We start from the raw sequence: 13,242 nt of genomic DNA, 5'->3' as shown, positions 1-13,242 counted from the left end.
GTCAGTTGCTCGCGGTATCGGAGGAATAGAGGATCTTCTCGGCCGAGAGCTGGCCTTCCTTGATCTTGCCCTCACGGACAAGGACGTCGATCCAGAACTGCAGATCACGCTCGATGGCCTTACCACCTGGGCGGACTCCGTAACCACGGAAGAACTGGGCAATGTCGGCATTTTCACCACGTTCGGCCAGGGCTTTCGCAAAGATCTTCTTGGTCTCCTCGGGATGTTCGCGAGCGTAGTCCAGCGCGCGTTCGGACTGCTCGACGAAGATTTTCGCGGTCTCCGGGTGCTTCTCGATGAAGTCGCGCCGCAGCACGATGAAACCACCGGCAATCTCACCGAGGATGTCGGTGTCATCGAAAATCGCGCGCAGGCCTCCGTTCTTCTTGGCCGCACCTTCGAAGGTCGTCTGCCAGTAGCCGAAGGCCGAAACGTCGACCTGGCCCGAACGCAGGACCTGTTCGAGCTGCGGCCCGGGTACGACGATCTGGTTGGCCGCATCAGACGGCAACCCGACGGAATGCAGGGCCTCGCGGATCGTATAATCGAGGTGAGCGCCAAGCGTGTTGACGGCAATGGTCTTGCCGGCGATGTCCTTGATGTCTCGGATCGGGCTGTCTTCCAGCACGTAGAAGATCGACTGGACCTCGTTGTTGATGCCGTTCGAAGGATAGGCGGCGACAAAGTCGTTGCCACCGGTAATCGAGTTCAGCACGGCAGAGGTCGCCGCACTGCCGATCTCGACGTCGCCTGAAGCCAGCGCGATCAGAGAGGCCGGGCCACCGGTGGCATAACCGACATTCTCGATGGTGATGCCCGTGCCTTCGAAGTAGCCGAGTTCTGCGGCCAGCTCATATGCCGAGAGACCGCCCTGGCTTGCAAGATAGCGGAACTTTACCTCTTCGGCGGAGAAGGCCGTGCCAGACAGCGCCAGGGACAGGGCTGCAGAGAGGAGGAGCTTGCGAGAGTGGAATGTCATCGGAGATTCCTTGAATGATGAAGTGACGGGATCAGTGGAATGGATCAGGCCCAGCGGCAGAGACGCCGCTGCAAGTGAACGAGCGCAGCGTTCGCGGCCAGGCCAAACAGGGCGAGGAGAAGGATCGCTGCGAACATCAGCGGGATCTGGAAGTTGTATTGGGCATTCATGACCTGGAAGCCGAGGCCCTTGTTGGCGCCGATCATTTCAGCGGCAATCAGCAGCAGGAGCGCCGTCGTGGCTGAAAGGCGCAGCCCAACGAAGATTGCTGGAACGGAGGCCGGAAGCACGACACGACGGAAAATCTGCAAGGAGCCCGCGCCATATGTCCGCGCCATCTCGATGAGCTTCTGGTCGACCTCCTTCACGCCGCCAATGGTGGACAAGAGGATCGGGAAGAGCGTCGCCCAGAAGATCACGAAGACCTTGGAGGTTTCCCCGAGCCCAAGGAGCAGGATGAAGACGGGATAGAGCGCGAGAGCCGAGGTCTGGCGGAAAAATTGCAAGAGCGGGTCGAGCGCCTGCTCCACGGCCCTGACCTGTCCCATAAAGAGGCCAAGCGGGATGCCAAGACCGACAGCGGCGACGAAGGCAATGCCGGACCGCTGCAGGCTGATCGCAATGTCATCGACGATCGCGCCTCTCGAGAGGGCCGTCCAAAGGGCACTGACGATCTCGTTGAGAGGCGGGAAGACGGAGGCGTTGACCCATCCGAAGGTGGAAGATGCCTGCCACAGAACGAGGAAGGCGACCACGAGACCGTAGCGGGCGAAGAACGGCGCAGTGGCCGCCGCCAGCTGCCTCAGCCAGGGCGCCGGGCGCACTGAACCTTGCGAGACGCCGAGACCGAAAGCGGGACGGTGTTGGATATCTTCATAGGACATGACCCACCTCACTCAGCAGCCTGCACGACGGAACGCCCGGTCGCGTAGCGATTGATCGGAAAGGGCAGACCCAGGTTTTCGCGCAACGTTCTGCCTTCATAGGCAGTCCGGAACAGGCCGCGACGCTGCAGTTCGGGAATGACGAGTTCAACAAAGTCATCAAGACCCGTGGGCAGCCACGGCGGGAGGATGTTGAAGCCGTCGGCCGCTTCGTTCTCGAACCACTCTTGCAGCGTATCGGCGATCTGTACGGGCGTTCCAACGATGGTGAAGTGACCACGCGCGGAAGCGACCCATTGGTAAAGTTGTCGGATCGAGAAATTGTGTTCGTCGGCGATCTGACGGATCAGTGCCTGACGGCTTTTCATGCCCTCGGTGGGGGGCGCCGGCGGCAGCGGCCCGTCAAGATCATAACCTCTGAGGTCGAGGGTGCCGCCCGTCAGACCGTTCAACAGGCCGATGCCGTCTTCCTCCAGGATCAGTGAGGTCAGGCGGTCATACTTCTCGCGGGCTTCTTCTGCTGTTCGTCCGACAAAGGGAGAGACGCCGGGCATAATCAACACGTGATGCGGATTGCGGCCCAGACCGCGCGCACGGTCCTTGATGTCCCGATAAAATTCCTGGGCAGTCCCGATGTGCTGGTGAGCGGTAAAGATCACCTCTGCGGTTGCGGCGGCCAAGCCACGACCATCGTCGGACTGGCCGGCCTGAACGATGACCGGATGCCCCTGAGGAGAGCGGGAGACATTGAGCGGTCCCTTGACCTTGAAATGCTCGCCATGGTGATCGGCGTCATGCAATTTGGCAGGATCGAAGAAAACCCCCGTCTCCTTGTCGCGAATGAAGGCATCGTCCTCAAAACTGTCCCAGAGCTTCTTGACGACGTCGACGTGCTCGGCTGCGCGCTTGTAGCGATCCGCATGCGGAAGCTGCGTATCTCTGTTGAAATTCTGGGCCGTTGCATCGCCCGTCGTCGTGACGACATTCCAGCCGGCCCGACCGTCGCTGATGAGATCGAGCGAGGCGAATTTGCGGGCAGTCGTATAGGGCTCCTCATAGGTCGTCGAGGCTGTGGCTATGAAGCCGAGATGGGTCGTAAAAGGAGCGAGCGCCGAGAACAGCGTCACCGGTTCGAAACCGGCAACACGGGCATTGCCTCCTTCACGCGCGCCGCCGAACCCGACGGCGAGACCATCTGCCAGAAAATAGGCATCGAACAGACCGCGCTCCGCCGTGAGGGCAAGCTGCTTGTGGAACTCGAGACTGACCGCACCATCGACAGGCTGGTCCGGGTGACGCCAGGAGGCGATGTGCTGCCCACCGCCGGGAAGAAATGCCCCTAGTCTGATTTTGCGTGTCATGGCTCTCTCTCTGTTAAGCAGAACGGATGACACAAATCTATATTATCGACAAAATTAATATAGAAAGGAACCTGCTGAAATTGGGGCTCTTCGGAGAACACTTTCCCAAAAGAGCGTCAGATCACTTTGTGTTTTCGGTCGTCGCCGGCCACTGGAAGATGAACCCGCTGCTGGTTGACAACATCAGGCGAGGCAGCGGCATTGTCCGACGATCACCCCGGCTGCCGTCGACGTCTAGGGCGTTCGACCTATGATCGCGCCTGATTCAAACAAGATGAGCCAATTGGAGAGATGGATCGCCGCGATAATGGCACCGCAGCGCTCTAACGTCGGGCACGACAAATTCGCCGACTGTTCTTGCTCAACCCGAAACGTGCCGATAAGCGCGGCGGTAGTAGATCAAAGCATCCGCAGCTTCCCCGTCGTGCACCGCTTCAACGGTGCAGTAGAAGACGCGATGCGTCCCCATGTCTGATTGGTGACTGATGCGGCACTCGAAGGAGACAAGCGCATCCCTCAACACGGGCACGCCGGTGACCCCTTCGATCCATTCCGCCGCCGCAAAACGCTCGTCGACCGGTGTTTTGCCGCCGAAGAGGTTCGAAAGACCTTCATGGCGGGAGGCCAGAACATTGACGCACACCACGCCATTCGCTGTGACCGCGTCGAAGACTGATGCGGAACGATTGAGGCAGATCAGCAGCGTGGCCGGGCTGTCTGTGACGCTGCAGACGGCCGTCGCGGCAAAGCCTGCGCGACCGGCCGGGCCGTCTGTTGTGATGATGTTGACCGCTGCACCCATCTTGGCCATTCCATCACGGAAGATCTCGCGCGTAACCTGAGAAACAGTTTCAAGGGGGCCATTGAGGCTCGGGATGCTGTTCATCTCTATCATCCTTTTAGGCTGGGAGTTTGAGCTGTTCTCGGTGTCATCACGCCGCGGAACGAGGTGTGGATAGCGAGGCGAAAGCAGGAAGGGCAAGACATCGCTCAAGGCGCCGCGCGACACTTGCCGCAAGATCTTCACGCCAGGGCCGCGCAATAACCTGGATCGCGATAGGGAGATCGGTGGCGGAAGCTGCGACAGGAAGTGTGACCACAGGAAGACCGAGGAAACTGAAGGGTCTCGTGAACGATGTCATCGCGCTGACGACCGTATTCATCCTGGCGCTTGTGCCAACATCGACCTCGCTCGACAGGGGCGGGAGAAACGGCATGACGGGTGCGATCAGCACATCGGCACTGCCGAAGGCCACCGTCAGAAAGCTCTCCAGCAGGACAGAGCGCATTTGCAGCGCGCGCAGGTAGATCGGTGCGGGGATCGCCAGCGACTGCGACAGTCGCATGCGGATCTGAGGGCCGTAGTCTTCAGGGCATTTCTGCATCCAGTTGAAATGCACGGTGCCGGCCTCGGCCATGGCAACAACATTGGCCAGTTCGGCAATGTCAGGCATCTCCACAGTTGCAGCTTTCCCCAACCACTTGACCTCCTTCGCCAGTACCAAGGCGCAGGTTTCGAGTGCGGAGGTCACGACATCGTCCAGACCTTGCTCGAACATGCCCCCGAGCAGCCCGACACGCAGATGCGAGACGTCTTCGGTGAGCGGTTCGAGCTGTGGTGCTGCGACACAGGTGGTGTCCTCACCGTCAGGTCCTGCGATGATCTGGAGGATGCGATAGGCATCCTCGACGCTTCGGGCGAGAGGACCAACGCAGTCTTGGGAGAAAGACAGCGGCATGACGCCATGCCGGCTGACGCGGCCCTGAGTCGGCTTGATGCCGACGATGCCGCAGCATGCGGCCGGCAGCCGGATGGAGCCGCCCGTATCAGATCCGAGCGCGGCAAGAACGACCCCTGCGCCGACGGCCGAGCCGCTTCCGGACGACGAGCCTCCCGTGATGCGCGCCGGATCGATGGGGTTCAACGCCCTGCCGTGGTGATGGTTGTAGCCGGTCGGGCCCATGGCGAACTCGCTCATATTGAGACGCCCGATCGAGATTGCGCCCGCGGTTTCCAGTCTCTGCATCACCGTAGAAGTCTGGGTGGCACGGTGCGTGGCACGGATCTTCGAGCCGCATCCGGTCACGAAGCCAGCTCGATCATACATGTCCTTATGGGCAAGCGGCACACCGTGGAGAACGCCAGTTGCCTCCCCACGAGCCAGAGCGTCGTCTGCCTGCCGGGCAGCGCGCAGGGCTTGCTCTTCCTCAATCTCGATGAAGGCGTTCAGTTGGTGTTGGCTTTTCCTGGCGCGGTCCAGCGCGGCCTCAGTTAATTCCACTGCGCTGATCAGACCCGCCTTGACCGCATCGGCTGCCTCGGACAGCGAGCGAGGTTCATCGGCGCTCATCGGCCGACCTCCTGTCTCAGGATGCGGTCGAAAGCTGCCGGTTCTACGGAGAAGAGGGCGCCGTCTTGAGCCTCCGCGATGGCGGCAATCGCCGTGCTGTCTCGACGCATTTCCGCGACCATCGCCAAGAGCTCCGGATCAGTTGCGGAACGCCCCCAATAAGTTTGCGCAAGCGTCTTCATGACGTCTTCGAGGGCCATCAGCTGAAATCCTGGGGTTGCCGGTTCCGAACCAGCTGGCTGAGCGAAACAGCGATGACGAGCGCACCGCCATAGAAGAGGTTCTGCACATAGGCATCGGCGCCAAGCATGGTGAGGCCGGTTATCCCGGTGACCAGGAAGTAGACGCTGATCACCGCGCCGAAGGCATTGAACCGGCCGGGCGAAATGGTCGTCGCGCCTAGGAATGCTGCTGCGAAGGCAGGCAGCAGCAGGTTGAGGCCGGACAGCGGATCGGCCGAGCCTGTCATGCCGGCATAGAGCACGCCGGCCAAGGCGGAGATGAGGCCCGACAACACGAAGGAGGTGGCGCGGACGCGGTCGACATTGATCCCGTTCAGCCGGGACACTTCACGGCCGCGACCGACGAACAGCAGCTTGCGGCCGGGGATCGTGTATTCGAGCGCGTACCAGATCACGGCTGCAAGGATCAGGGCATAGAAGAACGCCAGGGGGATGCCGAGGAAGCGGTTGATGATCACCCATTCGACAAGGCCCATCGAAACGCCGGAGATCGTCTGGCTGTTGCTGACCCAGAGGATCAGGCCGTTGACGAAGGTGCCGACGCCGAGGGTCACGATGAGAGAATGGATGCGGAAGTAGAGAACGAAGAGGGCATTGACGGCGCCGATAATCACGCCGCTTGCCAGCGCGACGAGCACGACCGGCACGATCGGCCAACCGAGCTTGACGTTCAGGACGGCGATCAACATGCAGCTCATGGTGAGTGTCGAGGCCCCGGAGAGATCGAAATCTCCCGATGTCAGCGGGATGATGATGGCGAGCGTCAGAACGACGAGCACGGCCTGCGAGCCGAACAGTGTCGAGAAGCTGCGCCAACTCAGGAAAGAATCCGGCATCAGGATGCCGAAGATCACGATCAGCAAAAGCCAGGCCGCGACGAGAGCGAAGCGCTCGGCTTCCGTCTTCAACGTGAAGCGGCTGGCAGGTTTGGACATGGGTTTGACGGTGGGCATGTCGAGCGTCGTCATTCTGCAGCCTCCGCTTGATGGCCGTGGAAACAGGCTTCGGTGATGGATTTGCGGGAGATCTCGGATCCCTTGAGCTCGATGACCGGGCGACCGCGGGAGAAGACGATGATGCGGTCGCAGATCTGCTCGAGCTGTTCATTGTCGGTAGAGGCACAGAGGATCGCCGTGCCGTCACCGGCAGCGCGATCGAGCGCCTTGAAGATCTGCTGGCGGGCGCCGAAGTCCACGCCCTGGGTCGGTTCGTCGAGCATCAGCAGCTTCGGTTTGATCTGCAGCCACTTCGCCAGCAGCACCTTTTGCTGGTTGCCGCCGGAAAGTGAGCCCAGCGGCAATTGCGGGTTCTGCGGGCGAACGTCGTAGATTTGCCCCAGGCGGCCCGCTTCCACGACCATACCGTGTCGATCCAGTCCGGCGGGACCCAGCAGTCTGTCAAGCACGGGGAGGGTGATGTTGTCTGTGACGGAAAGGCTGCCGATGCCGGCGGCCCCCAGCCGATCCCCGGGCAGGAAGGCAATACCCAGCTTCTGCGCCATCAGCGGACTGATTAGGGAAAGGTCGATCGTTTCGCCAGCGATGGTCAGCGTCCCGCTGCCGCGCAAGGCGCCATAGAGGAGATAGGGCAGGGTCGCAAAGCCTGAGCCGATCAGACCCGTCACGCCCAGGGTTTCGCCCTCACGAATGACGAAGCCGAAGCCGGGTGTCTTTCCGTCGCTTAAATCTTTGACGATGACTGCGTCAGGAATACCTTCGGATGGCATCCGGCTCTTGGCGAAATGGTCGATGCGCGTGCCGACAATCGTGTCGAGGATCGATTGCCGCTCGGTGCTGCGCGTGTCGAGGATGTCGATGAGTTCGCCGTCGCGGAGCACGGCCACGCGATCGGTGATGTCGCGCACCTCGTCAATGTCGTGCGTGACGATCACCACCGAAGCACCCGTTTTGACGATCGAGCGGATCAGCGTGAACAGTCGCTGGACATCCTCGGCGGGCAGGAAGGGTGTGGGTTCGTCAAGGACGAGAATGCCCTCTCCGCCATGTCCTGCATCGGACGCTCTGAGATCCTCGAAGGCCCTGATGATGGCCACGAAGGCCCGCTCGACCGGGGGAAGGCTCGCGACCGTCGCGAAGGGGTCGACGTCCAGGCCGAATTCCGCGAAGAGGGCCGAGATTGCCTGGGCTTCCTTCTTCCAGTTCACCAGCCACGGCGTCTTCTGGCGAAGAGCCGTGACCCGCATGTTCTCGATCACGGTGAGCGAGGGCACGAGGCCCAGGTGCTGATGGACGAAGGCGACGCCACGCTTCTTGATCTCCATCGGATCAAGCGGAAGGGGCAGGGTCTGCCCCCACAGCACGACTTCGCTTCCCTCTTCAGGCTGATGGAAGCCGGCGAGGACCTTGATCATCGTCGACTTGCCGGAGCCGTTCTGGCCGAGCAGGCCGAAGACCTCACCGCGGCGGATCGAAAGCGACACACCTTTCAGAGCGTAGTAGCTTCCGAACCGCATGCGGATATTGTTCATCCTGAGCACGGCATTCTCGGTCATTGCGCGGCTCCCAGTTCCGGTTGATTTACTTCAGCATCCAGAGCTTACGGAAACCTTCGAGATGGGCGTCGCCATAGCCGTCGTTGAAGTTGGCAGGCACGCCGGCCGTCTCGATGTTGTTCTTGTCGAAGACCAGCAGGGGAACGTTGAGCTTGGCCACCTCAGGCTTGCCGCAGAGCATGCGCATAATGTTGTCGATCGCCGCATACCCTGCCCAGCCTAGGCTTTCGCCGATATCCATCTCGACCTGCCCCTCGCGCACCATGTCCAGTACGAAGGGTGTGCCGTTGAAGCTTGCAAGCTTCACCGCACCTTCAGAGCCGGTGATGCGGAGTGCTGGAACGACGAACTGCGACATGGAGTCGTAGATCGGCAGGATGTAGTTGATCGAGGGATCAGCCAGCAGAGCGGACTGGGTTCCGGACTGGATCTTGGTTGCCCATTCGGACACCGGCACGTCGAGATGGGTCTGCTTGCAATCCGGGCACAGCGCCTTGAGCTGATCCTGAATCGACTGAACGAAAGGGATTGAGGGCAGGACGTCCGAGGAGCCGATGATCAGGACGTTCGGCTTGCCTTCTGTCTGCACATAGGCCCAGGCGGCGAGAAGCTTTCCTGCACCGGTGAAGTCGACCTTGCCCGAATAATCGACACTTTCGACCGCCGGCTGTGTCACGTCATAGAAATGCGTCGTGCTGATCTTCAGGCCCGCGCCGCGCGCTTCGGCGAGCTGCGGTCCCAGCACTTCCGGATTCAGGCCGCCGGCGAGATCGACGACATCGTATTTCTGGCTGATGGCCTGCGAGATGCCCTGGACCCACTGGTCAAGCTTTAGCTGGTTGTCCCAGGTCGTGTACGTAAAGCCGACTTCCTCGGCGGCAGACGCCATCGCCTTCTGGAGCTCGACATTGAAAGGGATCGTCATCGAAATCGGGATCGACAGGACCTTCTTGTCGGCCATGCAGGCCTTGGCGTCGAAGGGTTCGCCCGGCGGTGCAAAAACCGGCATGGCACGATGGGCCTCGATAATGGCCTTGGCATCGGCCATCGGATCGGCTGCGGCTGGCATGGAGGCAGCCGCAAGGGCGGATGCGGCAAGAAATGAACTGGCAAGAATGCGGCGCATGATCGACGTTCCCCTGTCTTAGACCCGGGTGTTCCCGGTGTCCTTCGCTGCGGCTTCCCGGAGCCGACGCTAGGTAATGTACGTACATAGTCAGGCGAACGTCAACTGCGTTTTGCCTATTTTTTTGCGCTGCACATAAAAGTGGCGATTGCCGAAAAGCCTTTCACAGAAGCGCACGAAACGTGATCAGTGCAGCCATTCGAGCGGGCGTGATGCTGCGAACGCGCAGTGGCCGCTGCTCGGAAGTCCGGACATTATGTCTGTACAAAGCTGGACGATTTCAGGTCGTGCGATGGGCGCGCCAAGCGATCAGCAGGCCTGCAAAGCCGAAAAGCGAGAAGGCTAGGAAGCTCGCGCCGTAGTGCTCGGTCAGTGCGTAGATGCTGCCGAAGGTCGAGGGGCCGACAATGACGCCGATGAAAGTGTAGACGAGCACGCCACCGGTGGTCGAGCCCACCCGCCCCTCGGGCGCGTTGTGGGCGACCTCGGCCAGAAGTACGCCATTCCAACCAATTGTGACAAAGCCCATGGCCACGAACACGGCGACCTGTGCGTAAACGGGAAGATCGGTGAGGAAGAACAACAGGGCGTAGCCCGCTCCGCCAAGGAAGCCGAGCAAGGCCAGCGTCTTCAGGCCGCCGCCTATCCTGTCGGCCACGACACCCCAGAAGATGCGACCGATGGCGCCCGCAAGCTGCATGGCAGCGGCGACGGAGCCCGCCGACAACAGCGACCATCCCGCATCATGCACCAGGGTGACGACGGCAAAGGCCGAGACGGACAGTTGCATGGCGGAATAGGCGAAGCCGAGTGCAGAAAGGGCTCTCAGTTTCGGATTTTTCCAGATCGTCGACTGCTCCTCCACCAAGCCACCGAAAAGAGAGCGTCTCGGGCTGCGATTAACCGGGTCTGCGGCGTGGGTGGTCGCCAGAAGACCCATCATCAAGAGTGGCGCGACCGCGCCGAGCAGCAGCGCGAGATGCCAGTCGAAGAAGCGGGTGAGGAAGGGGAAGGCAAAGCTTGCGAGGATGCCGCCAAGCGGAACGCCGGATTGTTTCAGCGAGAAGACAATGTTGCGGCGCCGGTAGGGCGTTACGCGGCTCAGCATCTCCGAGGAGGCGGGGTTGTTGAGGCCGTAGCCGATGCCGATGAACAGGGAGGCGACGACGATCAGCGGAATGCTGGCGCTCGCGATCCCGGCGAAGCCAAGGGCAAAACAGGCAAGCGCTGCCTGTTCGATTTTAATCGGGCCGAAGCGCTGGACGAGCGTTCCGGCCACCGCCGATGAAAACATGCCGGAGAAGTAGATCAGGCTGATCTGATAGCCGATCCAATAGGCGCCGATCCCGAGATCGGCGGCCACAGTCGGCGCAATTGCCGTCAGCGCAAGGACGCTCGCGGTGGCGACAATCTGGATCAGGGTTGCGGCAATCAGCGTCTGTGTCAGCGAGGAGGCGCGTCGCGCGGGCGGCGCCTCTTCGGCGATAAAATCCGACATGGGTTCGAATATCCCGGGAGAGTTTCTGGAATATGTACGTACTAATTGATTTGAGTTCAGACTGCAAGTGAGAGAGCTTGCGGTGACCTCTGGTCCTGAAACCATTTGCGTTTTCTTGGGAAAGCAGGTTGAAACACGGACGAGAGGAGCTCGGCGTTGTGCCGGGTGGAGTTCGGACACTTGGATCAGAAGCGCATGGACTGGAAGCCGGAAGTCGACACGGCGCCGCTCTACCTGCAGGTCGCCCATCATCTGGAGGGCCGGATCAGCGACGGCGAGTTTCCGGTCGGATCGCTCCTTCCGACGGAAAACGAAATCGCGTCCGCGCTTGGCGTCAGTCGCCAGACAGTTCGCCAGGCGATCGCGACCTTGCGCAACAAGGGGCGCCTTTCAGCCCGAAAAGGCGTTGGCACGCGGGTCGAGGCTGGCTTCGATCCGGAGAAGAAGCGCTTCATCGCGCATTCCCGATCGGAGCTCTTCGAAATTGCCGCAGAAACCGAATTCGTGATCGACACGAAGGAGGAGATCTCGGCCCAGGGTAAGCTTGCGGTCGAGCTCGGCTGCCGGCCGGGCCGAAAGTTCTTCCATATGGCGGGTATCCGTTACCCCGGCAACAGAAGCCGTCCGTTCTCCTGGAACGAGGTTTATGTCGATTCGAAGCTCGCGGCGGCGGTAAAAGAAATCACGGTCGCCCGTAGCGCGATCTTCCATTACATCGAGCAGTTTACCGGCGAGAAGATTCAGGAGATCCAGCAGGATATCCGGCCCATGGTTCTCGATGCGGAAATTGCGGCCAAGCTCGATGTCAAGGCGGGCGATCTGGCGCTCGTTGTTACGCGCCGCTATTTCGGCTCCGGCCGCAGGCTGCTCGAATATGCCTTCCAGGTGCTGCCGGCCGAGCGGTTCACCTTTACGACCACACTCCGCGCCGAAGGCTGACGCGCGCCAACCCGCATGCGTCCATCGCGGTTCTGACTGAGTCTCAGAACTTCAGGGGCCTCCGCGTCTCACTCCCAATCTTCTCCCTCTGCACAGAGATCGACCGTTTGAACGGTTGATCGGCAATCACGGCTGCGCGCATTTCCGGCGAATGGTGATAAAATAGGCAAGCCTAAACTTGTGGCATTTTTGGCTGGACAGGCTTTCGAAATTTTGCATTAGTTCGTACATACTGCTTGCCTGTAGGTCACAAAAAAGGGGAACCACATGGATATCGGTGTCTTCATTCCAATCGGAAACAATGGCTGGCTGATCTCGACGACGTCGCCGCAATACATGCCGAGCTTCGAGCTCAACAAGCAGATCGTGCAGAAGGCAGAGAAGTACGGTCTCGACTTCGCCCTCTCGATGATCAAGCTGCGTGGCTTCGGCGGCAAGGCGGAGTTCTGGGACTACAATCTTGAGAGCTTTACGCTGATGGCGAGCCTTGCGGCCGTCACCGAGCGTATCAAGCTCTTCGCATCGACGGCGGTTCTGACGCTTCCGCCCGCGATCGTGGCGCGCATGGCAACGACCATCGACAACGTGGCGCCGGGGCGTTTCGGCGTGAACATCGTGTCCGGCTGGCAGATGGCCGAGTATGACCAGATGGGCATCTGGCCGGGCAACGATTACTTCGGCTATCGCTACGACTACTCGACTGAGTACGTCCACATCATGAAGGAGCTCTGGGCGAACGGCAGTTGCAGCTTCGAAGGCAAACACTTCACCATGAAGGATTGCATGATGAAGCCGATGCCGAAGAACAAGATCGAGATCGTTGCGGCTGGACAGAGCCCACGCGGCATGGAATTTGCCGCCGAATATGCCGACTACAACTTCGTGATGGCTTCGGGCATCAACACGCCGACCGCCTATGCGCCGAACAATCAGAAACTGCTCGATGCCGCTGCCAAGACGGGCCGCGACGTTGGCGCCTATGTTCTGTTCATGGTCATCGCCGACGAGACGGACGAGTTGGCGGAGGCCAAGTGGCAGAAGTATCGTGAGGGTGCCGATGTCGATGCGCTGGCCTGGATGGCTGACCAAGGCAGCAAGGACGCAACGGCGGATGCGAATTCGACCGCCAAGCACATCAACCTTCCGGAAGGTGCCGTAAACTTCAACATGGGAACCCTGGTTGGCTCCTATGCAAAGGTTGCCCGCATGCTCGACGAAGCCGGCAGCGTGCCGGGTACAAAGGGTATCATGCTCACCTTCGACGACTTCCTCGTCGGTCTCGATCAGTTCGGCGAGCGTATCCAGCCGCTGATGGCGAGCCGCACGGCGACCTCCATCGCGGCTGAATGA

The 13,242-nt window shown here is 60.6% G+C and carries 12 protein-coding genes; 2 read left to right on the top strand and 10 right to left on the bottom strand.

The genetic code is table 11. The features are described from left to right. Window position 1 precedes the first annotated feature (1 nt). The 10 genes from ACT53S_RS18310 to ACT53S_RS18265 form a co-directional block, all read right to left on the bottom strand. A complete protein-coding gene (locus ACT53S_RS18310) occupies window positions 2-979 on the bottom strand; it encodes an ABC transporter substrate-binding protein (protein ID WP_476068033.1) in 978 nt (325 codons plus the stop codon). A gap of 44 nt (window positions 980-1,023) precedes the next feature. Further along, window positions 1,024-1,863, bottom strand: a complete 840-nt coding sequence (locus ACT53S_RS18305) for an ABC transporter permease (protein WP_476068032.1) — start codon at window positions 1,861-1,863, stop codon at window positions 1,024-1,026. An 8-nt stretch (window positions 1,864-1,871) separates the two neighbouring features. Further along, window positions 1,872-3,224 (bottom strand): LLM class flavin-dependent oxidoreductase, encoded by a 1,353-nt coding sequence (locus tag ACT53S_RS18300; protein WP_476068031.1) that lies wholly within the window; start codon window positions 3,222-3,224, stop codon window positions 1,872-1,874. Between the two features lie 361 nt (window positions 3,225-3,585). Beyond that, window positions 3,586-4,116 carry a flavin reductase gene (locus ACT53S_RS18295; RefSeq protein ID WP_476068275.1) on the bottom strand — a complete coding sequence of 177 codons (531 nt, stop codon included), beginning with the start codon at window positions 4,114-4,116 and terminating at the stop codon, window positions 3,586-3,588. 40 nt (window positions 4,117-4,156) lie between these two features. Continuing rightward, the gene (locus ACT53S_RS18290; protein WP_476068030.1) at window positions 4,157-5,575 is read right to left on the bottom strand and encodes an amidase; all 1,419 of its coding nucleotides are present in this window, start codon (window positions 5,573-5,575) and stop codon (window positions 4,157-4,159) included. After that, window positions 5,572-5,775 carry a hypothetical protein gene (locus tag ACT53S_RS18285; protein ID WP_113377785.1) on the bottom strand — a complete coding sequence of 68 codons (204 nt, stop codon included), beginning with the start codon at window positions 5,773-5,775 and terminating at the stop codon, window positions 5,572-5,574. Before ACT53S_RS18285 ends, ACT53S_RS18290 begins: the two co-directional genes overlap by 4 nt. Continuing rightward, window positions 5,775-6,785: an ABC transporter permease gene (locus ACT53S_RS18280; protein ID WP_476068029.1), complete on the bottom strand. Its 1,011-nt coding sequence runs from the start codon at window positions 6,783-6,785 to the stop codon at window positions 5,775-5,777. Before ACT53S_RS18280 ends, ACT53S_RS18285 begins: the two co-directional genes overlap by 1 nt. Beyond that, window positions 6,782-8,329, bottom strand: a complete 1,548-nt coding sequence (locus ACT53S_RS18275; protein ID WP_476068028.1) for a sugar ABC transporter ATP-binding protein — start codon at window positions 8,327-8,329, stop codon at window positions 6,782-6,784. Before ACT53S_RS18275 ends, ACT53S_RS18280 begins: the two co-directional genes overlap by 4 nt. A gap of 25 nt (window positions 8,330-8,354) precedes the next feature. Further along, a complete protein-coding gene (locus ACT53S_RS18270) occupies window positions 8,355-9,455 on the bottom strand; it encodes a sugar ABC transporter substrate-binding protein (protein WP_476068027.1) in 1,101 nt (366 codons plus the stop codon). 280 nt (window positions 9,456-9,735) lie between these two features. After that, window positions 9,736-10,953, bottom strand: a complete 1,218-nt coding sequence (locus tag ACT53S_RS18265; RefSeq protein WP_476068026.1) for an MFS transporter — start codon at window positions 10,951-10,953, stop codon at window positions 9,736-9,738. A 180-nt stretch (window positions 10,954-11,133) separates the two neighbouring features. Here ACT53S_RS18265 and ACT53S_RS18260 point away from each other — a divergent pair, with 180 nt between their 5' ends. Then, window positions 11,134-11,892 (top strand): GntR family transcriptional regulator, encoded by a 759-nt coding sequence (locus ACT53S_RS18260; protein ID WP_476068025.1) that lies wholly within the window; start codon window positions 11,134-11,136, stop codon window positions 11,890-11,892. A 267-nt stretch (window positions 11,893-12,159) separates the two neighbouring features. Further along, window positions 12,160-13,242 (top strand): pyrimidine utilization protein A, encoded by a 1,083-nt coding sequence (gene rutA, locus ACT53S_RS18255; protein ID WP_142072804.1) that lies wholly within the window; start codon window positions 12,160-12,162, stop codon window positions 13,240-13,242.

The sequence above is a fragment of the Allorhizobium sp. DMC15 genome (assembly GCF_056314065.1).
This window is presented reverse-complemented; position numbering and strand designations above follow the sequence as displayed.